This window comes from Acinetobacter sp. V116_7 (assembly GCF_056735735.1).
Genome location: NZ_JBWZIF010000014.1, coordinates 249,392 through 271,869 on the forward strand (window position 1 = coordinate 249,392; position 22,478 = coordinate 271,869).

General features: G+C 39.2%; 18 protein-coding genes. 5 read left to right on the plus strand and 13 right to left on the minus strand.

The window, feature by feature from the left end:
- Nucleotides 1-45: 45 nt before the first annotated feature.
- From rapA to AC1PJP_RS05780, 6 genes are all read right to left on the minus strand, one after another.
- On the minus strand, nucleotides 46-2,883 hold the full coding sequence (gene rapA / locus AC1PJP_RS05755; RefSeq protein WP_013197132.1) for an RNA polymerase-associated protein RapA: 2,838 nt from the start codon (nucleotides 2,881-2,883) through the stop codon (nucleotides 46-48).
- A 144-nt stretch (nucleotides 2,884-3,027) separates the two neighbouring features.
- A complete protein-coding gene (locus AC1PJP_RS05760) occupies nucleotides 3,028-3,666 on the minus strand; it encodes an RluA family pseudouridine synthase (RefSeq protein WP_111854438.1) in 639 nt (212 codons plus the stop codon).
- A gap of 132 nt (nucleotides 3,667-3,798) precedes the next feature.
- Nucleotides 3,799-4,503 (minus strand): acyl carrier protein, encoded by a 705-nt coding sequence (locus AC1PJP_RS05765; RefSeq protein ID WP_416704476.1) that lies wholly within the window; start codon nucleotides 4,501-4,503, stop codon nucleotides 3,799-3,801.
- A 61-nt stretch (nucleotides 4,504-4,564) separates the two neighbouring features.
- Complete coding sequence (hemL, locus tag AC1PJP_RS05770; protein WP_416662007.1) at nucleotides 4,565-5,863, minus strand: glutamate-1-semialdehyde 2,1-aminomutase; 1,299 nt, start codon at nucleotides 5,861-5,863, stop codon at nucleotides 4,565-4,567.
- Nucleotides 5,864-5,905: 42 nt separating this feature from the next.
- The gene (thiE, locus tag AC1PJP_RS05775) at nucleotides 5,906-6,517 is read right to left on the minus strand and encodes a thiamine phosphate synthase (protein WP_192455002.1); all 612 of its coding nucleotides are present in this window, start codon (nucleotides 6,515-6,517) and stop codon (nucleotides 5,906-5,908) included.
- Nucleotides 6,518-6,632: 115 nt separating this feature from the next.
- Entirely contained in the window at nucleotides 6,633-7,016 is a 384-nt protein-coding gene (locus AC1PJP_RS05780; RefSeq protein WP_479766642.1) for an Mpo1-like protein, read from the minus strand.
- Nucleotides 7,017-7,181: 165 nt separating this feature from the next.
- On the opposite strand from AC1PJP_RS05780, the gene AC1PJP_RS05785 reads away from it, so the two are divergent.
- Complete coding sequence (locus tag AC1PJP_RS05785) at nucleotides 7,182-8,645, plus strand: CYTH and CHAD domain-containing protein (RefSeq protein WP_479766643.1); 1,464 nt, start codon at nucleotides 7,182-7,184, stop codon at nucleotides 8,643-8,645.
- Nucleotides 8,646-8,680: 35 nt separating this feature from the next.
- Here AC1PJP_RS05785 and AC1PJP_RS05790 read toward each other — a convergent pair whose 3' ends face one another.
- Nucleotides 8,681-9,313, minus strand: coding sequence for a hypothetical protein (locus AC1PJP_RS05790; protein ID WP_479766644.1), 633 nt, complete (start codon nucleotides 9,311-9,313; stop codon nucleotides 8,681-8,683).
- A gap of 107 nt (nucleotides 9,314-9,420) precedes the next feature.
- On the opposite strand from AC1PJP_RS05790, the gene AC1PJP_RS05795 reads away from it, so the two are divergent.
- Entirely contained in the window at nucleotides 9,421-9,804 is a 384-nt protein-coding gene (locus AC1PJP_RS05795; protein WP_004790823.1) for a DUF3144 domain-containing protein, read from the plus strand.
- A 61-nt stretch (nucleotides 9,805-9,865) separates the two neighbouring features.
- On the opposite strand, the gene AC1PJP_RS05800 is transcribed toward AC1PJP_RS05795, so the two are convergent.
- The 4 genes from AC1PJP_RS05800 to AC1PJP_RS05815 form a co-directional block, all read right to left on the minus strand.
- Nucleotides 9,866-12,628 carry a M16 family metallopeptidase gene (locus AC1PJP_RS05800; protein WP_416706858.1) on the minus strand — a complete coding sequence of 921 codons (2,763 nt, stop codon included), beginning with the start codon at nucleotides 12,626-12,628 and terminating at the stop codon, nucleotides 9,866-9,868.
- Between the two features lie 122 nt (nucleotides 12,629-12,750).
- Nucleotides 12,751-13,566, minus strand: coding sequence for a PhzF family phenazine biosynthesis protein (locus tag AC1PJP_RS05805; protein WP_151988393.1), 816 nt, complete (start codon nucleotides 13,564-13,566; stop codon nucleotides 12,751-12,753).
- A gap of 149 nt (nucleotides 13,567-13,715) precedes the next feature.
- On the minus strand, nucleotides 13,716-15,110 hold the full coding sequence (locus tag AC1PJP_RS05810; RefSeq protein ID WP_479766645.1) for an L-cystine transporter: 1,395 nt from the start codon (nucleotides 15,108-15,110) through the stop codon (nucleotides 13,716-13,718).
- A gap of 208 nt (nucleotides 15,111-15,318) precedes the next feature.
- Complete coding sequence (locus AC1PJP_RS05815) at nucleotides 15,319-16,200, minus strand: LysR family transcriptional regulator (RefSeq protein WP_479766646.1); 882 nt, start codon at nucleotides 16,198-16,200, stop codon at nucleotides 15,319-15,321.
- A gap of 95 nt (nucleotides 16,201-16,295) precedes the next feature.
- On the opposite strand from AC1PJP_RS05815, the gene AC1PJP_RS05820 reads away from it, so the two are divergent.
- Together AC1PJP_RS05820 and AC1PJP_RS05825 are read left to right on the plus strand one after the other, a co-directional pair.
- Nucleotides 16,296-17,474 (plus strand): YbfB/YjiJ family MFS transporter, encoded by a 1,179-nt coding sequence (locus AC1PJP_RS05820; protein ID WP_479766647.1) that lies wholly within the window; start codon nucleotides 16,296-16,298, stop codon nucleotides 17,472-17,474.
- Nucleotides 17,471-17,596 carry a hypothetical protein gene (locus AC1PJP_RS05825; RefSeq protein ID WP_479766648.1) on the plus strand — a complete coding sequence of 42 codons (126 nt, stop codon included), beginning with the start codon at nucleotides 17,471-17,473 and terminating at the stop codon, nucleotides 17,594-17,596. The genes AC1PJP_RS05820 and AC1PJP_RS05825 overlap by 4 nt, the downstream gene beginning before the upstream one ends.
- Before the next feature lie 40 nt (nucleotides 17,597-17,636).
- Here the strand turns inward: AC1PJP_RS05825 and icd are convergent, their stop codons facing one another.
- On the minus strand, nucleotides 17,637-18,893 hold the full coding sequence (gene icd / locus AC1PJP_RS05830) for an NADP-dependent isocitrate dehydrogenase (RefSeq protein ID WP_479766649.1): 1,257 nt from the start codon (nucleotides 18,891-18,893) through the stop codon (nucleotides 17,637-17,639).
- A 196-nt stretch (nucleotides 18,894-19,089) separates the two neighbouring features.
- Here icd and AC1PJP_RS05835 point away from each other — a divergent pair, with 196 nt between their 5' ends.
- Entirely contained in the window at nucleotides 19,090-19,878 is a 789-nt protein-coding gene (locus AC1PJP_RS05835) for an rRNA large subunit pseudouridine synthase E (RefSeq protein ID WP_004790791.1), read from the plus strand.
- Nucleotides 19,879-19,995: 117 nt separating this feature from the next.
- On the opposite strand, the gene AC1PJP_RS05840 is transcribed toward AC1PJP_RS05835, so the two are convergent.
- Nucleotides 19,996-22,233, minus strand: coding sequence for an NADP-dependent isocitrate dehydrogenase (locus AC1PJP_RS05840; RefSeq protein WP_005307379.1), 2,238 nt, complete (start codon nucleotides 22,231-22,233; stop codon nucleotides 19,996-19,998).
- Nucleotides 22,234-22,478: the final 245 nt, after the last annotated feature.

Here is a 22,478-nt window from a genome sequence, read left to right on the forward strand (position 1 = left end):
GTACAAAAAAAGCGCCCTCTAGGCGCTTTTTTTAGTTTGAGTTAATTATGGCTTAACCACAACTAATACTTGAATTGCTTCTGGTGTAACAGTTAAACCATCAAGCAAGCTTAAGCCTTCTTTTTGCAGCTTTTGTAAACGTTCAATTTCATCTTGACGAATACTTGGATTGAACTGTTTGAGATAAGTTAAACGGTCAATTTCATATTGCCATTTATTACCATAGTGTTCTTTTGCTTGCTGCTGAAGCTGTGGCAAATCAACTTTCGCGATATCCAATGCTTGTTTATAACGTTGCTCAATAATATCACGGCGAGCTTTAACCACCTGACGACAGCTATTGCCATCTAAGTGATGTAAATATGGTTTCAAAATTGCTGGATCAATTTTTTCAGACAAATCTTGACCAGTTTCGCTTAATAGCACACGAATTAACTGCTTAGGCAAGCTCGATGGTAAGTTCAACGCCTTAGGCGCAACTACATCGACTTTAAACCACACTTCAATTAATACTGAACCCTGCTTTAACGCATTAGATTTGAGTACAGCAACATTGGTACTACCAAATGATTGCGTACGGATCATCTCCATTACACTTTCAATGAATGGGTGCTCTAAAGTTAAATATTGAGCATCTTCACGAAGCTGAGCCTGATCGCGATAGAAAGTTGCTGTCATGCCTTCTTCGTCTAACGCCAAACCTTGCACTTGCATTTGGTCTGTTGGACGAATAATTACAGTACCGTTACTTTGCTCATCAAAGTCAATATTGGTTGATGACATGAAACGCTTCACAAACATTGGTAGCGTTGTATTGTCATCATAATCTTCAAGTGCCTGAACAATCTCTTGCGCCACGATAGGACGACATGAGTTATATTCAAGTAAACGATCTCGGCCCGCTTGAAGTTCAGCTTCTAAAGCTTGACGTTGAACATTCACTTCTTCAAGCAAATCTTCAAATGTTTGACCTTGGTCTGCAAGCAAACAGTCTTTTAATTCAACAATAAAATTCTCTTGCAACGTTTGCGCTGTTGGAGAAATATTACTGAAAATATTAAGTGCTTCATTGTACCAACGGAACATACGCTCTTGAGCTGTTCCAACAAGATATGGCACATGAATCTGAATACGGTTTTCTTGACCAATACGGTCTAGACGTCCGATACGTTGCTCTAAAACATCTGGATTAGCTGGCAGATCAAATAAAATTAGATCACTGGCAAATTGGAAATTACGGCCTTCCGAACCAATTTCCGAACACAGGAGAATTTGTGCACCATAGCTTTCTTCAGCAAAATAGGCAGCCGCTTGGTCACGTTCAAGTAAGCTCATGCCTTCATGGAACATTGCAGTACGAATGCCTGCATGCAAACGCAATACATTTTCTAGAGCTTCAACAACTGGTCCACTACGCGCAATTAAAAGCACTTTTTTATGCTTGAGATCTTTGCGCAGAATTTCCATTACCCATAGCACACGTGGGTCATTTTGCATCCATGAACCATCAAGTTGTGCTTCTTCTGGCCACATTTGCTCACGCAGTTTCCCATCTTTTGACCAATCTTCTGGTGCTGGTAATGGTGCTGGCTGACAATCACGCCCTGGGAAGCCTTGAATTGCTTCACGCGTATTACGGAATAAAATACGACCTGTACCGTGACGGTCTAATAATTCGTGAATTGCTCTAAAGCGTTGGTCAGGTTGGTCTTCAATACTGTGACCTAATAAGCCTTCTAAAGCAGATAAATGCTCTGGAGCTAAAGGCTGATCAGACATGAGTACTTCAGCAATTTTTGCAGTCTGCTGGTATTGAGTTTCTTCATCTAAGAAGCGCTCTAAACTACTAAAACGCTGCGGATCAAGTAAACGTAAACGTGCGAAATGACTTTCCACACCAAGCTGTTCAGGTGTTGCTGTAAGCAATAACACCCCAGCGGTATTTTCAGCAAGCTCTTCAATTAAATCGTAGCGATCATTACCGCCTTCTTCTTCGCTCCACATCAAATGATGTGCTTCATCGACCACGAGCAAATCGAAGCCAGCTTCTATGGCTTGCTCACGTAAATCATCATGGTCAACCATTAAGTCAACGCTGGCAATAATGCATTGCTCAGTCAAGAACGGGTTAAGTTCTGGATCATGTTCTTTAATAGATGCTGTACGTGTTAAATCAAACAGAGAGAATTGCAAGTTAAAACGACGGCGCATTTCAATCATCCACTGATACTGTAAAGAATCAGGGACTAAAATAAGAATTCGTTCTGAGCGACCGGTTTTAAGCTGTTGGTGGATAATTAACCCAGCTTCAATTGTTTTACCCAAGCCCACTTCATCGGCAAGTAAAACACGAGGTGCAAAACGTTTACCAACTTCGTGTGCGATATAAAGCTGATGTGGAATTAAACCAACACGCGCACCCACCATCCCACGTAGAGGGCTATTCTGCATTTGTGCTTGCATAAGCATCGCTTCAATACGCAGGTCATACCACTCTTTATAGTCGACCTGACTTGCAAGCAAACGATCTAAAGGCTTCGACAACTGAATTTGCGCACCAATACGTGTTTCATTCAGCGCTTTACGATCTTGTTCGCCATTTTCTAAGGTACGAACAACGTTGTAACGCAAAACACCATGTCGGTCTTCAACAGACTCAACAATCCACTTCTTGCCTTCTTGATCTTGAACTTCATCATTGGTGTTAAAGATGATACGAGATAGTGGAGCATTATTACGTGCATAGACACGTGTCTCATCACTTTTGGGGAATAAAATGCTGACAGATCTTTCATCTACATCAATAAGCACACCTAAACCGAGTTCAGTTTCTGTGTCTGATAGCCAACGTTGACCAATAGCATACTGCTGCAATTTTTCCACCTTTCTCTCAAGTTCGCACTACATATTGTACGATGCAAATTAGCTTATTTTTGCATCTTTTTATGTAGTCTTTAAAGCAAAATTTTGAAGCAAAAACCAATTAAATGACTTTGCTACAAAAAATCACGCATTAAAATTTTTACATTAAAACGGTACGGGACAGTCAAAAGTTAATGTTTCTGCTGTGACAGGATGATTAAAACTTAACTGTTTGGCATGCAAACATAAACGCGGAACAAGTTGTTGCTCCGGTGTTGCATACAGTGTGTCACCTACAATTGGATGCCCAAGATATTGCATGTGTACACGGAGTTGATGGGATCGACCTGTAATTGGTGTTAATTTCACACGAGTTACAGGCTGTCCCTGTATCTGAAAATGTTCTACTGCCTGCCAATGTGTTAAAGCAGGTTTGTTGTGAGAAGCGTCGACAATATGTAAAGGTGGTCGGCTTGGATCATAGATGACAGGAATATCTACAGTCCCCTCACCCTCTAAATGACCTGCGACAAGCGCTTCATATATTTTTGAAGTCTGACGATCTTGAAATTGACGTGCAATCGCACTTTGACCGCGCTTTGATAAACCAAATACTAAAATACCTGAAGTATCTCGATCTAGACGATGAATGAGCAAAGTTTTAGGTTCAATCGCAACCAACCTTGTCAAAACGCTATCATGTAAATCACCCTTACCAGGAACACTCAAGATGTCCGAAGGTTTATGAATCACCATAAAATCATCATCACGATAGATCAGATGTTCACTTAGAAAATCACTCAAAGTTGTATTCCCAAGGCAAGATGAAAAACAAGCGGGCAATAATAAAAAGCTTACGTCCGAATTACAATGCCGTTCGGGTAAATTAACAGCATAATTTGCAAATATTATGGATCACTTGGAGTCTATAGTTAGTCAAGGCTTCAATAACTGCATAATATGCTGCAATGTCAGTGCTTGCATTACCTCTTCAGCGCTCAAGCTCGCACCATTTGCACGCCAAAGTTCGACCAGATAATCCACAGCAGACTGATCTAATCCGTAGTTTCGTAAATCTATTTCAGGATGAATCTCCATGGGGTGTCGCCCCACCTGTTCAGCAATTGCCAATAAGATTCCTTTATCCGACAAAATATATTCAGACGGCGCACTTAAAGACCATAGACGCATTAAGGTCTGTGTATTTAAGTGTTTTATATGGTCAAAACTGATCTTTTCAACCCATTGAATGTGCTGCTCTAAATTAGCTGCCAAGATCGCATCATTTACAATAGCTACATAATCGGTAATAGATAAAACAAGCTGCATGACTTGTTTAAACAGAGGTGACAAATCACCTGCCATCACAACTTGAGCTTTGCTATTTGATGACAGTCGTTGCCCCAACTGCAACATGGTTTGTTGAAGCTGAGATGCATCAATAAAAATAACTGGAATTTCGAGTGCCTGTGCTCTTTTACTTAGTAATTCTAAATGATCAGCTAATGGCTGGTGTGCCCAGTCAGGTGATTTTTCAAGTTCATTTAGCCCAACCATGAGCAAAATACTTTGTGTAGACTCAATTGACCAATTTGAAGTACTTGCTGCTAATTGGATTTTTCGAGGTAAAGGATAAAACATTGTTCTCTACAAATAAAAAATAGCTCAAATTAAAAAGCCCGTTTAACACGGGCTTTTTTGCTTACTTCATTTCAGCGAAAGTTTCTTTGGCAGCTTGAATCGTATATTCAATATCTTCATCAGAGTGAGCAGATGAAATAAAGCCTGCTTCAAATGCTGAAGGTGCCAAGTTTACTCCACGCTTTAACATGCCATGGAAGAACTTTTTGAAAGCTTCAATATCACATGCCAACATAGAGTCAAAGCTTGTAATGTCTTCTTGGTCGGTAAAGTAAAGACCGAACATTGCACCAGCTTGCTGAGTTTTAAATGGAATACCTGCTTCATTAGCTGCGGCTTGTAAGCCTGCAAGTAACTTTTCAAGTTGAGCAGATAAATTACTGTAAAAGTCTGGTTGGCGAAGATGTTTAAACATCTCGATACCCGCGCGCATAGCAAGTGGATTTCCAGACAATGTACCTGCTTGGTATACGCCGCCTAAAGGTGCGATACATTCCATGATTTCACGCTTACCGCCAAACGCACCTACAGGTAAACCAGCACCAATAATTTTGCCTAAAGTTGTTAAATCAGGTTTAACGTTATAAACCGATTGAGCACCACCTAAAGCAACGCGGAAACCTGTCATCACTTCATCAATAATAAATACAGATTTATATTCATCACACACATCACGAATGGCTTGTAAGAAACCGTCGATTGGTTTCACCATATTCATGTTACCCGCAACAGGTTCAATAATGACGCCAGCAATTTCATGACCAAATTTAGCAAAGCATTCTTTTAATGCAGCAATATCGTTGTAAGGTAACGTTAAAGTGTGTTTAGCAAAATCAACAGGAACACCCTTTGAAGTCGGTTCACCCTCACCCAAAGTAAGTAAGCCCGAACCTGCTTTTACTAAAAGTGAGTCAGAGTGACCGTGGTAACAACCTTCAAACTTCACGATCTTGTCACGGCCAGTGTAACCACGCGCTAAACGAATAGCCGTCATGGTCGCTTCTGTACCAGAGTTAGTCATACGTACCAATTCAATTGATGGCATGATTTCACAGATAATATCTGCCAACGTAGTTTCGTGTACGGTTGGTGCACCAAAACTTAAACCATCTTCTGCGGCTATTTGTACTGCTTTAATAATTTCTGGATGAGCATGGCCCAAAATCATTGGTCCCCAAGAACCAACATAGTCAACATAACGCTTACCATCTACGTCCCATAAATAAGCACCTTTTGCTTTCTCGATGAAAACAGGTGTTCCTCCAACGCCATTAAAGGCACGTACCGGAGAGTTCACACCACCTGGAATGTGTTTGCTGGCTTGTTTAAATAACTGTTCTTGCTTTGGAGATAAACTCATGGAAATGCTCGTCTTAAATATCTAAAAAATAATTTTGAAAGCTTAAGAAAATAATTGTGCCCAGGCCTGTACACGGGCAGGAATTTCAGCAGTTGATCGGCCTAATATATCACTAATGACTGCACAGAGGTCAGCCCCAGCCTCAATCACAGGTTTTGAGTTTTCAACAGTTAAACCACCAATCGCGCAAATTGGTAAATCATATTGGGCTGCTGCTTGCTTAATCACTTCGATACCCACATTACCTGCTTCAGGTTTTGTAGAAGTCGCATAGACTGCACCAAATGCAATATAAGTCGCGCCATCTGCAATTGCTTTTTGGGCGAGTTCTAATGAGTTTAGACAAGTACGACCAATAATGACGCCTTCTGGTAATTGCGATTTTGCATCAGTAATTTCACCGTCACTTTGCCCTAAATGCACACCTAATCCAAACTGAGCGGCCAGTTTTAGGTCATCATTAATCACAAAAGGAACTTGATATTTTTCACATAAAAGTTTGATCTGTTCAACTTCTTCGGGTTGGTCTGCTTTTTCTACTTTCTTACGGCGGTACTGTAAAATTGCGACCTGATGAGTTGCGAGTGCGGCGTCTAATTTTTCTAATAATAATTGGATTGGGTCATCATTGGTAATGAGATATAAACCGCGCATACTCTACTCTCGCTTTAAAAAACTTCGCTAGTATAACGGATTTATAGGATATCATAAGTACCGATTGATATAGGCTTACCAGTACCAATCGGTATATTTAGAATAGAAAGTAAAATTAACTTGGTATTTTATCGTGCTTGCGATCAACCAAACTCAAACGGCCACGTGCAACATCAGATAGCATTCGCCAATCAGAAATAAAGCTATAGAAAGGTTGTTTAAAACTGGCAGGCTTATTTTTTTCAAACACAAAATGTCCAACCCAAGCATTTGCGTAACCCGCTACCAAACCATAGAGCACATATTTGGCTTGTTTCTTACGAATTGCTTTTGAAAAAAAGTATATACCAATACTGCTACCCACCACATGTAAGCATCTGCTCATGATGTTACGGTGTTCAGTTAAATAAAAACGATAAAATTCCTGATAGTTTTTAATCGGCAATTCAAACTCTGGCTGAGCTTCATGGTTGAAGTTTACTGGTGCATTCACGATCATCTTCCTGATTTTTATTTGATCAAAACGTCACCTGATTGTACACCTAAATAAAAGCCTAGCGTCATATGTTTGATTGTAACTTTCTCTATCAAAAGCATTACTTTTAGCGCTAAGCTATTATACTTATTCAAGATAGTTTAAATACCTGATTCAGGGAGATATATTATGGTCGAAGTCGAACTAAAGTTTCAGTTACCTGAATCGAAGAAAAAAACTGTCCAGCAATACTTAAAAAAACATAAAGCGAAATATATTCACTTACAGGCAAAGTATTACGATACCCCTGATCGATTACTCGCAAAAAATGGCATGGCTCTACGTTTACGTAAAGAAGATAATCAATGGGTACAAACATTTAAAGCCGCAGGTCAAAGCCACCTGCACCGTGTTGAAGAAGAAATTCATTTAGGTGCGTGTGACCAAGAACCGGACTTAAACCTTGCGTTATATCAAGATAATAAAGTCGTAACTGATTTAATCAATGCGGTTTTAGGAACGCAAGCTGAAAAACTAAGTTTGCAGTTTGAGACCGATGTACAGCGCACCTATCATGTGTTTGAAGCAGATAATACAGCTATTGAAGTTTGTTTAGATGACGGCGTCGTAAAAACTGCAGATACACAAAGTATAATTTGTGAAGTCGAATTTGAACTTAAGCAAGGCGCAGTAAAAACGCTAATTCAATTTGCACAGCAATGGATTAATCGTTATGCCCTTTGGCTTGATGTCAGAAGTAAAGCCGAGCGTGGGAATTTATTAGCACTGGGGCAAGCAGCCTCACCCGCTGTACATGCCAAAGCGCTGACATTAAATAAAGATATTACTGCTGAACAGGCTCTAAAAAAGATTATCGAAAACTGTTTAGGACAATTCTTACCCAATATGGCTGTAATTGCCGATGGAGTTGCCGAACCTGAGCATATTCATCAGGCACGTGTAAGTTTACGTCGTTTACGCAGTGCACTAAAACACTTCTCTGGCTGGTCTAGCGAGCTAAACCCTGTTTGGGAAGAACAAATTGCCGAGCTTTTCCGTAAGCTTGGAGACACTCGTGATAAAGATGCTATCCGTACCGAGGTGTTACCTGTCATTCAACAACATGGCTCACCAGAACTTTTACTACCTGTTTCAGTTCAGCCCTCAAAAGAACTCTCAACAATCTTTACCTCTGCGGACACGATTAAGCTATTACTCGATTTATTAGCATTTGCGTATTCAGAAGAAGATTCAAAGAACAAAACAGGTGGATTAAAAAAACATATTAAAAAGAGTTTAGATAAATTACATCATAAAGTGATTAGCAATGCTGAACACTTCTCTGAGCTTGAAGTTTCTGAACAGCACAAAATACGAAAGACAGCTAAGCAGTTACGTTATTGTGTTGAGTTTATTTCAAGTCTTTATCCTGACAAGAAAGTACAGCAATATTTAAAACATCTACAACCTGTACAAAACACCTTAGGTCAATATAACGACTTATTTATTGCGGAAGGTATTTTCAATAAAGTTGTCGAAAATGACTCATCTTTCTGGTTTGCCTTAGGCTGGGTAAAAGCCAAACAACCGCACCTACAAAAGCGCTCAGCAAAAGCTTTACAAACTTTTAGCCAAGCTGAAACTTTCTGGTAATTTATAAAAAGTCGCTGTAAACAGGCAGCGACTTTTTATCGGTATTTACCAAATACTTTCCACACACCGTTATCTGCTAACGGGTCATTATAGCTATCACTACGTTGCTTTCTTGGCTTATCACGGGCATCGACCAATTTAAAATGTGGTTCTACCCCTAACACAATACCATTGGTATAAAACCGTGAACGGGTATATTCACTTTGTCCATGTTGAAATACATACGTTCTTAAATCGATAAATTCACGGTGAGCAACTAAAGCCGCGGTATCGTCGCTCTGCAACCATTCTTGCATCGTAAAAATCTGATCAGTTTCGAACTGCCCGCACTTTTCGATAAGACTTGCAACACCACGGAAAGTTTTCGATTCTTTTGCGCGCGTTTTATTAATCCGAATTCGGTCTACATGAAAAAAGAATAGCGGTAAATTTAAATGACTTGGCAAATGAATGGCATCTGGTAATTCATCTTCCATAAATGGCTGGAAAAGTTCTTGTGCCCTTTCAATTAGACCTTGCCATTGGTGATAATAATTTTCGACTTCTTCTTGCAAGCCATAATAAATCGGCAGTCCTTCAACATGCTCTAAATATTGAGGTGGGAAAACATGCTGGCGTAATAAAGCAATATCTGTTTTTAAATTTTGAATAGCAATCGCATCTTGCATATTAGACTCTCCAACCAATACTTAGGCTATTTACAGACTAAGTCAAAGGTTTTGTTTCCGCAAGCGTTTGCCTATAATAAGCAGCTCTATTTTTGCGGGAATAAGTCATGTCTCAAAAGATTAATGCAACAGATATTACTGAAGAAGAAGCGTTAAATGCGGTTTTCTTTGAGCGTGCGGATGAATTCATTAAACAAGCCAATGATTTTTGTCGCCCGCCAAAAGGTGAAAAACCAGATCCAGCCGAACTGCGTGGTCAAGTAAGTGCAGCTATGTTGTTTGCTAGTGCCCGTTTTAACACGTGGGTAGCAGCAAATAATTTTAAAGATGGCGAAGAAATGCGCGCTGCTAAAGATCAAGTGATGTCTTATCTTGTGCAACAATTTCAAATGATGCTTGAAGATAACTTTGATGAGTACTGTGAACAGTTCGAAAATTATTTACGTTTCCGTAAAAATGAAGATTTTCATGCGCATAAACATGATCATTAATATGTTTTAAATACTCAAATAAAAAGCCACAATTTAGTGGCTTTTTATTTGCGATAAAACTTTATTTTTTTGCTGCCTGACCATATTGATCAGCCATCACCTCGACCAAATGTTCAGGTTTAATATACTTTTTAATTACTGCATTTACGTCTGCAACAGTCAGTTTAGTCAAGTTCTGATCATGTCGAACACGGTCTTGTAATGTTTTATCTGTTTCAAGCTGTAGATTTAACATTCCATGAATATTACGTTCATCTTCCAATGCCGTAACGCGTTTCTTCATGATATCTGCTTTAGCTGCTGCAAGCTCTTGCTCAGTCACACCATTTTTCAACAAGTCATTCAACACTTTATGTATTGATGCAGACACTTGTGCTGAGCGACCCGAAGTATAATTTGCACTAATGCTTAAGGCCCCTACATTCGTATCACGGTCAAGTTGCAGCCCACTTCCAAAACCATAGACTAGCGCATTTTTCTCACGAAGCTCTTGAGCCAAACGTGATGAAATTTGAGACTCACCTAAAATATAGTTAAGTAAAATTAATGCAGATGCATCTGGATGGTTTTTCCCAACTGGAATTGAAAGCACACTTTGGTAGCTACCAAATTCGCGCTGCTCAGACAAAACATGAACTTGTTGTGCTGGAAAATCAACATGATTAATCAGGATTTTTTGATAAGGCTGTTTACCATTCCAACGACCAAATTCCTGATTAAGTAATTTCTGCATTTTTTTCGCATCAAATTTACCCGTAATGGCAATTTGAGCATGGTTCATTGCAAAGAAACGCTCATACAACTCTTTCACTTGCTCTTGAGTTGCGTTTTTCAATTGCTGTTTTGCCAGTTCAGGTTCAAAATGATAACGTAAATCGCCCGGTTGATATTCTTCAAGCAAACGTGAAAGTGTTAAACCAGCTACGACATCTGGCTCTGTATAAGGACGATCAAGGCTTGATAAACTTTGTGATTTAATTAAATCAAATTGAGATTGCTCAAATTTCGGATTTTTCATCACATCAAGAACAAACTCGAAAAACTCATCAAATTTCTCTGATTTAGACTGAATGTTAATGGTCATGCCATTGCCGTCAGCACTTGCATAAGCCGCGCCTCCCGCATCAATCGATTTATCAGCAATATCTTGCAAACTGTATTTATCAGAACCACGAAGCAATAAGTATGAGGTTAAATCAACGACCGTACCTTTATTAAATAAAGATTTTTCTGTTCCGAAGTCCATCGTAATCGTTGCATAAGTACGATCATCACGTGTTTCAACTGGGAATAAAGCGTACTTCATTCCATTTTTCAGTTTTCCACGGATAATCTTTTTCTCATTGCTTTCAACATATTGCTTAGAAGTTTTTAAAAACTCCGCAACTTCTTGTTGATACACCTTTGGATCTTTTAAAGGCTCTACCTTTGCTTCTACCTGATCTAAAGTCTTAGGTGCTTCTTTTGCATTTTGTTGTTGAGCTTTTTTCTGGTCTTCAGGTGTTGGCAAAATATCACCGTCAATGCGATGCTCAGCCACAAGGAATTGTTTTAAAGTTTGATTCACTTGGTCTAACTTAACGTTTTCTACTGAATCTAAATCTTTAAAATATTGATCCCATTGACCGCCAGCGACAGTGTAATCACTCAAACGTGACCCAAGTGCTACCGCATCTTTAGTAATTAAATCACCTTGAGTTTTCATTAAACTCTTAACACGATTTAATTCAACTTCAGTAAAAGGCTTTCCTTTCTCGATACCCGCTAGCAAAGAGCTTTCAACTTTTTTAGGGTCATTACTTGGTGCATAAATGGCACCCAGAAACACCACATTAAAATCTTGGTCTAACCACGTACTCGCATCAACATTTGTGGTAATGCCTGTTTCAACCATATTCTGATATAAATGACCACTTGGCTGCATGGTATACAACAACGGCGCTAAAGCGAGCGTTGGCTGAATTTTGGTATTTTTACCATTCATATAGATATGGAATTTAGCGAGATCGCTCCCCTTTTTCACCACAAACTGACGATTTTTTATTTTTGTAGAGTCGAGCACAGGAATCTGTACAGGTTTAGGAACATCACGCGCCGCAATTGGGCTAAAGTATTGATCAATGGTTTTTAAGACATCTGTCTTATCGAACTTACCTGAAATTACCATGACTGCATTATTAGGCGCATACCAGCTACGATAGAACTGATTCAGTTCAGGCATTTTAATCGATTTAAGCTCAGGTAAATCGCCAATCGGTAAACGACCTAAATATTGGTTACCATAAGCTGACTTCCACATTTGATCCATCAGGACAGCAAAAGGCTGATCCATACGGACTTCACGTTCGCGTTTTACGATTTCAATTTCAGAAGGAACAAATTTTTCTTGTAGAACTAATTTATCCATACGTTCCGATTCAAGATACAGCACTTCATTGAGTGCAGTCTTTTCCGGACGAACGATATTGGTATATTTGGTCGAGTAATAATCTGTGCTGGCGTTCGTCATCAATGTATATTGATCTAGACGACGCTGGAATTCTTCCCCTTTAACATTTTTTGTCCCCTTAAAAGCCAAGTGTTCAAGCAAATGAGCTAAACCGCTTTTACCTTGCGGGTCGTTTAATGAACCAGTTAAATAAATGGTATTAATAAAGATTTTATTTTCTTTGTCGTTCGGTGCAAGTACAACCCGAAAACCATTATCTAATTTATATTCCTCAATATTTTGCTTGCTTTTTACTAGTGTGGTTTGTGCAAAAGACGCAGCACTTAAACCAAGAATACATAGGGAGAGAGTCAGTTGTTTAAACTGCATAAACATATAAATACCAATTAATTTGAATAATAAAAAATCAATAGTTGTGGGACTATAGTAGGAAATTTAAGCTGACATTAATAGTAAAGATTTGAAAAAAAAGCCGTTTATTTAAACGGCCTTATATTTTAAAGAAAAATTTCAGCTTGCATATAAAGTTTTCCATAGCCTGAAATTTCAATACGCTCCTCAGACAGGATATTGCAATATAAAACGCCTCCACGGCTAGAAGCCTGATAAGCCAATATATTATTTTTGCCCAGTTTTTCTGCCCATAACGGCGCTATTGCGGTATGAATTGAACCTGTAACAGGGTCCTCATTAATACCCGCGACAGGTGCAAAATAACGCGATATACAGTCATATTGCTGGTCTGCTTTTGAGGTAATTGCAACCTCCATTCCCGTCGTTGTAATCGCAGTCCGTTTACCTAGGGTTTTGAGCAAGCTCATGTCAGGCTGCTCGTCTAATACATCTTGCACTGATTCATATTCAACAATGTAAGCTTGAACATTTTGATAAACCGCTTTAAAGGGTTTGGTTAATGCTTGACGTAAAACAGCCGGATAATCTTCAATTTGATGAGCTTTACGAACTGGAAAATTCATTCTGATTTTGCCATCTTCATCTTGATGAACGATAAAAAGACCTAAGTTTCGTACATGAAAATTAATGGTCTTTTTATCAGTAAAATCTTTAAATATTACAAAAGCACTAGCAAGAGTGGCATGACCACAAAAATCGGCTTCAACCGTTGGCGTAAACCAACGAATTTCATAATTTTCAGCGTCTATGATTTTTACAAAAGCAGTTTCAGACAAATTATTTTCAAGTGCTATCTTCTGCATTAAATCTGCATCTAGCCACTCTTTTTCAACAATCACAGCCGCAGGATTGCCGCGAAATAACTCTTTAGTAAAAGCATCGACTTGATACATTTTCATGATAGTGCTCTCTTTTGTAATAGGTTCATTTTCGAAAATTATTTAAAAGAAAAACAGATACAGTTTTTTTAAAATTAACATCACAGGGCCAATTTAAGCATATAAAAAAACGGCTCATCCAAAGTAGATGAGCCGTTTAATACTAATTCTTAATGATGTTGAGTTAACTCAATTTCATCTTCACTATTTAATATGTCTTTATCGGTCTGACCCATAAATTGGCTCGTAACTACGCCCGCAGTCATTGAACCATTTACGTTTAACGCAGTACGTCCCATATCAATTAACGGTTCAATTGAAATAAGAAGAGCAACTAAAGTCACAGGTAAGCCCATAGCAGGAAGAACAATCAGTGCAGCAAAAGTCGCTCCACCACCTACGCCTGCTACACCAATTGAACTTAAAGTCACAATACCCACTAAAGAAGCAATCCACATTGGGTCTAGCGTGTTAATTCCCATGGTTGGCGCAACCATGACTGCCAACATTGCTGGATATAAACCCGCACAACCATTTTGACCAATGGTCGCACCAAAAGAAGCAGAAAAACTTGCAATAGATTCAGGAATACCTAAACGGCGAGTCTGCGTCTCAATGCTCAGTGGAATACTGGCAGCACTTGAACGGCTGGTAAATGCGAAAGTCAGAACAGGAGCAACTTTTTTGAAGAACTTAACTGGAGAAACGCCTGTCAGGGTCAAAATAATGGCATGCACGACAAACATGATGGCTAAACCTAAATAAGATGCCACCAAGAAACCGCCTAGATTTAAGATGTCTACCACATTCGAACTTGCCACAACTTTGGTCATGAGGGCAAAAACACCATACGGTGTAAGTGTCATCACTAAACGAACCAACTTCATTACCCAAGACTGTAAAGTCTGAATTGCAGTCAGAATACGCTGGCCTTTCTCTGCATCATCTTTCATTAGGTTAAGCGCAGCTATACCTAAAAAGACAGCAAAAATAACCACACTAATAATTGAAGTTGGGTTTGCACCAGTTAATTCAGCAAATGGATTACTTGGAATAAAAGAAAGAATAAATTGCGGTACACTTAAATCAGTAACTTTGCCTACATAATCTGTATTAATGGCAGTTAAGCGTGCAGTTTCAGCAGCACCTTGCACTAAACCTTTCGCCGTTAAGCCAAATAGGTTAGTAACAAATACGCCTACGAGTGCAGCAATCAGCGTTGTAAAGAGTAAAGTGCCGATCGTATAAAAACTGATTTTGCCTAAAGATGAGGCTTGATGTAATTTTGCAACTGCTCCCAAAATAGACACAAATACCAAAGGCATAACGACCATTTGTAAAAGTTTTACATAGCCGTTTCCAACGATATTAAACCAGCTAATAGATTCAGCAAGAATCGGATGGCCACCGCCATAAATCAAATGTAGTCCTAAACCAAACACTATACCTAGAACTAAGCCAGCCAGAACTTTTTTCGATAAGCTCCAGTCTGTTTTACGTGTTTGGGCGAGTAAAAATATTAACCCGACAAAAACCACAATATTGATGATTAAGGGTATATTCATTCCCAAACTCCAAATTATTGCTTGTGTCATCTTTCAAGGGGGCATATTTGACCATAGCCGGCCTATATAAACTACCCTTTTCAACAATTTTATAGCATCAAGATGATTACAAACTTGCGTGAGAATATAAAATGACTTTTAAATACATATATATCACTTTTAATTTATAAATTAAGTGAGATATTTATGTATAAAAATCAGCCTCTACTTAAGCAACCTTTAATTCAAATTGCTGCTCAATAAAATGAATAAATTGCTTTAAATTAGTTCCCCATGTTTCTGGTAACTGGGCAACTAAATATGTAGTGAAAAAAGCAGATTCTGTATTTAGTCCAAAACAATTAACTGAAACTTTATCTGCAACTTTTATGAGATATGATTTCGGTAATAAAGCAAAACCAACACCCAACTCTACACAACTCACGATTCCGTCAAGACTTCCCATTTCCATAATTTGCGAAGGCGGAATACTAAAGTCATTCAAGAAAAGTTCTATAGCATGTCGATATGAACAACCTTGCCGAAATGCAATAAATCTAGTTTTTGCAAGGGTTGCCTTATCTGGAAAACTCTGTTGTTGCTTAGGACAAACCAAAACCAGCTCTTCATGCCACACAGGAAAACTATATAACTCAGGAATTGAATGTTTAGATGCCACAAAAGCACAGTCCAATTCCCCCTGATGTACCGCATTTAATAAATAACGGGTTGGATGAGTTTGAAGCTCGATGGGCAAAGTAGGATATTGCTGCATAGATTGATTGAGTAATTGAGGTAGACGTATTGCTGCTGTCGTTTCCATACTGCCCAAACGAATGGTTTCGTTCGGGTCAATATCACCCTCTTGAAAGATTTTTTTCGCTTTGTCATGCAGTGCAATCATTTGAACAGCGTAACTATGTAGCTGTTGTCCGGCATTCGTTAAAGTCACAGGATTATTACGATTGAATAGAATAACCCCTAACTCTTCTTCAAGTTTTTTTATATGGCTCGTGATATTCGATTGAACCGTATACATTTTTTGTGCAGCCAATGAAAAACTTCCACACTCTGCAACCGCTAAAAAAAACTCTAAAGACTTAAGTAACATTTCACTATCTCAAAACAAGATAATTACTATCATATTAAATCATTTTTAATGATTGATAAACTCGTTTTTAATAATAAAAAATTGAGCGTCTTCTCATGTCTACGTTTTATCGAATGAGCTTAATTGTCTTTTTGGCAACTTGTTTGGGAATTGGTGTTTTTAGATTTTCCTATACTGCGCTTATGCCCATCATGATCGAGCAGTACCACTGGACCCATGATTTTGCCAGTTACTTAGGCAGCGCAAATTTATTGGGTTATCTCATAGGTGCCTTATTAGCGCTATTGAGTATTAAAGAAAATTACGTCCCATCCATGATCGTACTTTCGACTATAGCTGGCAGCCTCAGCCTACTATGCTGTTCATTCATGGATATGCCTTTGGTGTGGTTCATTTTCTGGCGCACAATTTCAGGTATTGCTGGCGGCTTACTTATGATTTTGGCACCTAGCTTTGCAATGAAATACATTCCCACCACGCAAAGATTAAAAGTTAATTTTTTAGGATTTAGCGGAATTGGTGTGGGGGTTTTATCTGCCACCATTATTATTCCCCTACTTAAAAATATGCCCGTGCATTATGTTTGGGATATTTTTGCAGGTATTTCTTTATTAGGAAGCTTAACTCTTTATCGCTTATTAAGTAGCAATACTGCCCAGATTATTAAACCGCAATCTACTACTTTACAAGCCTCACAAAAATCACATTTGGGTCTGATTATTATTATTGCCTATATGTGTAGTGCCTTTGCCTATATTCCACATTCTTTGTTTTGGATGGATTATTTATCGGGAACTCTGCACTTCCCATTACAGCAAAGAAATTTATTTTGGGTTCTCTATGGAGTGGGAAGCTGCATTGGTGCATTTGTCGCTTATTGCTTAAGCCGAATGTTGGGATATATACAAGCTATTAAATGGCTCTATGGCATTTACTGCCTAGCCGTTGTTTTACCTTTCCTTTCACAGGCCACTTCTTTACTAGCTTTGTCTTCGCTTCTGACAGGCTTACTGACTCCCGCAACCGTATTTATTAGTTCTTATAGTCTGCTACAGATTTATGAGCAACGTTATCAAAAGCTTTGGAGCCTTGCCACTATTGGGTTTGCTAGCACGCAGCTTTTAGGTGGAGTTGTCATTAGTACTTTACATCATTTGCATTGGTCTTATGCCCATCTCTTTCTTTTGGGTGGAATCGTTCTTCTTTTTGCGGTTTGCCTTTTATTTCCTGTACGCCCTTCTTTCACCTCAACTCTCGGAGAAACCAAATCGTGAAAACTCTGCTCTTTCCTTTATTTCTAGTTGCTTTCGTTCTTGTTATCCAAGCCCTAGACCAGAGTTATCAAAAGAAAACTGGTTTTATTAAAACTTCGAAGCATCCCGAATTTATGCAATAAAAAAAGCCCTCAATCGAGGGCTTTCTTATGCAAAATTTATTTAATCTTCCATGTGTTTGATAATCGCATCACCAAATTCAGAACAACGTAATAAGGTTGCACCTGGCATTAGGCGTTCAAAATCGTAAGTTACGGTTTTAGCTGCAATCGCTCCAGCAATTCCTTTAATGATCAGGTCTGCAGCTTCTGTCCAGCCCATATCACGTAGCATCATTTCCGCAGAAAGAATAATAGAACCCGGGTTTACTTTATCCTGACCTGCATATTTAGGCGCAGTACCATGAGTTGCTTCATAAACTGCAATTGCACCACCAATATTTGCACCAGGTGCAATACCAATACCTCCTACTTCTGCTGCCAAAGCATCAGAAATATAATCACCATTTAAATTTAAAGTAGCAATAACGGAATAATCTGCTGGACGCATAAGGATCTGTTGTAAAAATGCATCTGCAATGACATCTTTAATAATGATGTCTTTACCAGTTCTAGGATTTTTAATTTTAACCCATGGACCACCATCAATTAGTTCTCCACCGAAACGATCTAGAGCCAATTCATAGCCCCACTCTTTAAATGCCCCTTCGGTGTATTTCATGATATTGCCCTTGTGAACAAGGGTCACAGAAGGCTTGTCATTTTCAATTGCAAACTGAATGGCTTTACGGACTAAACGCTGTGAACCTTCTTTCGATACAGGTTTAATTCCAATCCCACATCCTTCAGGGAAACGGATTTTTGTGACACCCATTTCTTCTTGAAGAAACCTAATCACTTTTTTAGCTTCTTCAGAATCGGCTTTCCATTCAATACCTGCATAGATATCTTCCGAGTTCTCACGGAAAATCACCATATCCGTTAATTCTGGGTGCTGAACAGGTGAAGGAACGCCTTTAAACCAACGTACTGGACGTACGCAAACATATAGATCTAATTCTTGGCGTAAGGCAACGTTGAGTGAACGAATGCCTCCACCCACCGGAGTCGTTAACGGACCTTTGATAGATACAACGAACTCACGGAGTGCTTCAGAAGTTTCTTCTGGCATGTAGTTGCCATAAATTTTATTGGCTTTTTCGCCGCAATACACTTCCATCCATTCGATTGAGCGCTTGCCACGGTAAGCTTTTAAAATAGCAGCATCTACGACTGCTTTCATGGTTGGTGTAATATCCACACCAATACCATCACCTTCAATGAAAGGAATAATTGGATGATTTGGTACGTTCAGTGACAGGTCTGCATTTACTTTAATTTTGTCGCCGTCAGCAGGAACCACGATCTTCTGATAACCCATTGTGTAAATTCTCCCTTTTATAATACTTAATTAACTAAAAATAATTATCGATAAACAATACTTTCAACTTTTATTAACGCATAATAGCTTAATCGAATTTAATTCTTTTTGAGATTTATGTGGGAAATAAGCAAATTTCACACTTAAATATAGCTCAATGTTTTCTCTAGTTATTTGAAAGAAGAAGCCATTTTTTATGAAAATTGTCATTCTCAACAAGCCTTATGACGTTCTCTCCCAGTTTCGTAAAGACGAAGCGCATATGACCGTCTCGGACTTTGTTGATGACCCGACTTTGCGCTTGGCAGGCCGTCTTGATATGGACTCTGAGGGTTTAGTCTTTTTAACCGATCATGGTGGTCTGAATCAGTTCATTACCAATCCTGCAAATAAAAAATACAAAACGTATTTAGTTCAAGTTGATGGCGATGTAACTGAAGAAGCGCTTGAGCAGCTTCGTAAAGGTGTAGAACTTAATGATGGTATGACGCTTCCGGCTACTGCCATTAAAGTAAGTGAACCTGAGTGGTTATGGGAACGTAATCCACCTGTACGTTATCGTGCAAATATTCCAACATCTTGGGTCGAAATTTCAATTTGCGAAGGCCGTAACCGTCAAGTTCGTCGTATGACTTCTGCGGTAGGTTTTCCAACTTTACGTTTAATTCGTACTAAAATTGGTTCAATTGATTTAGTTCAACTCGGTTTAAGACCTGGTGATGTGAAAGAAATTGAGCCTTTGCTTTATCCTGACTTTAAAGATGTTCCTGCGGAAGAGCCTTATCGTTCACGTTCATATGTGAAAAAACCAGGTGGTACTGGCGGCAAACCGATGGTTCGTAAAAACAAAGATGGTTCTGCGAAAAAGTCTGGTACAAAACGTATTTGGCAAATGGATGAAAGTGAAAAGCCACGTCGTAAGACTAATGGTACAACTCGTCCAAATACAAAAGCACCACGTGGTCGTGGTCGTAATAGTCGTTAAGATCTAAATTTTCAAAGCTCACTTCGGTGGGCTTTTTTAATGTCATTTATTTTTATAAAAATAAAAAAGCCGGTGTTTATACACCGGCTTTTGAGCTATTCACTAACGAATTAGTAATTAAGCACCAACAGTTGCAAGAGCTGCATTAAATGTAGCACTTGGACGCATTACAGCATCTACTTTTGCTTTATCAATTGCATAGTAACCACCGATATCAGCTGGCTTACCTTGTACTTGAGCAAGTTCAGCAACAATCTTCGGTTCTTCTTCAGCTAATGTTTTTGCAAGTGAAGCAAATTTAGCTTTTAACTCAGCATCTTCGTTCTGTGCAGCAAGTGCTTCTGCCCAGTAAAGTGACAAGTAGAAATGGCTACCACGGTTGTCAATCTCACCTGTACGGCGTGATGGAGACTTACCATTATCAAGTAACTTGTCAGTCGCTTCATCAAGCGTCTTCGCAAGTAACTTAGCACGAGCATTATTTTCTTTAATGCCCATTTCTTCTAAAGAAGCTGCTAGAGCAAGGAACTCACCAAGCGAATCCCAACGCAAGTGGTTTTCTTCAACAAGCTGTTGTACGTGTTTTGGCGCTGAACCACCCGCACCAGTCTCGTACATACCACCACCCGCCATAAGCGGAACGATAGATAACATTTTCGCAGAAGTGCCAAGTTCCATAATTGGGAACAAGTCAGTTAAGTAGTCACGTAAGATGTTACCAGTCACAGAAATAGTATCTAGACCACGTACTACACGCTCAAGTGTGTAACGCATTGCACGAACTTGAGACATAATCTGGATATCAAGGCCAGTCGTGTCATGATCTTTTAAATACGTTTGTACTTTCTTGATCAATTCATTTTCGTGTGGACGGTACGGGTCAAGCCAGAAGATCGCAGGCATGCCTGAGTTACGTGCACGAGTTACTGCAAGTTTTACCCAGTCACGAATCGGAGCGTCTTTAACCTGACACATACGCCAGATATCGCCTTCTTCAACATTTTGAGTCAATAACACTTCACCAGTGTCAAGATCGGTAATGTTTGCAATACCAGCTTCAGAAATTTCAAAAGTCTTGTCGTGAGAACCGTATTCTTCAGCTTTTTGAGCCATCAAGCCAACGTTCGGTACAGTACCCATAGTCTTCGGATCGAAGTTACCATGCCACTTACAGAAGTTGATCATTTCTTGGTAAATACGAGCAAATGTTGATTCTGGCATAACAGCTTTAGCATCATATTGCTTACCATCAGCACCCCACATTTTACCACCGGCACGGATCATTGCTGGCATAGAAGCGTCAACGATGATGTCGTTTGGTGAATGGAAGTTTGTGATGCCTTTTGCCGAGTCAACCATTGCAAGTGCAGGACGGTGTTCTTGACAAGCATGTAAGTCTTCAATGATTTCTTCACGTAATGAAGTAGGAAGAGTTTCGATTTTCTCGTATAACCCAGCCATACCGTTATTAACGTTAATGCCTAATTCGTCAAATAACTTACCGTGTTTTTCGAAAGCTTCTTTGTAGTAAATTTTCACACAGTGACCGAAAACGATCGGGTGTGAAACTTTCATCATTGTCGCTTTTACGTGTAGAGAGAATAAAATTCCCGCTTCTTTACAATCATCAAGTTCTTTTTCATAGAAATCACAAAGTGCTTTCTTGCTCATGAACATTGAGTCAATGATTTCGCCTTCTTGAAGCGCAACTTTTGGCTTAAGAACAATGCTCTTACCACTGGTCGTGATAAGTTCCATTTTCACATTACGTGCGCGATCAAGTGTCATTGATTTTTCACCATGGTAGAAGTCACCTTCTTCCATATGTGAAACGTGAGTTTGTGACCACTGTTTCCACTCGCTCATTGAATGAGGGTGTTTTTTCGCATAGTTTTTAACTGCTGCTGGAGCACGGCGGTCAGAGTTACCTTCACGAAGGACAGGGTTTACTGCTGAACCAAGGCACTTACCATAACGAGCTTTGATTGATTTTTCTTCTTCGGTTGCAGGATTTTCCGGATAATCAGGAATTGCATAACCTTTTGATTGAAGCTCTTTGATACATGCAGTTAATTGCGCAACAGACGCACTAATGTTCGGGAGTTTGATAATGTTAGTATCTGGATCTTGTGTAAGACGACCAAGCTCTGCAAGGTTGTCGGATACCTTTTGCTCTTCACTTAGGTAATCAGCGAATTCTGCGAGCACACGTGCAGCTACAGAGATGTCACTTTTAATAATCTCGATGCCAGCTGGCTTAGTAAAGGTCTCAATGATCGGCAGTAGCGAATAGGTCGCCAATAGTGGCGCCTCGTCAGTCAGTGTGTAAATAATAGTTGACTTTTCACCAGCCATATATAGCCCCTTCCGTTTGATTGAGTGTTGAGGACCGAGCTTTTGGCCCAGTGCCTACGAACCGATATGCTTAAATAAAACCCTGAGAGTATCGGCTCTCATTGCCTTCCAGTCAACGAAATATCCAGTGATAACGACATTTCGCAGCGAAATAATACATAATTCAAATATATAGATAATTTTCTGATATCTAAGTCATTGTAATACGCACATTCAGATCACTTTTCAGGCATTAAACATCATTA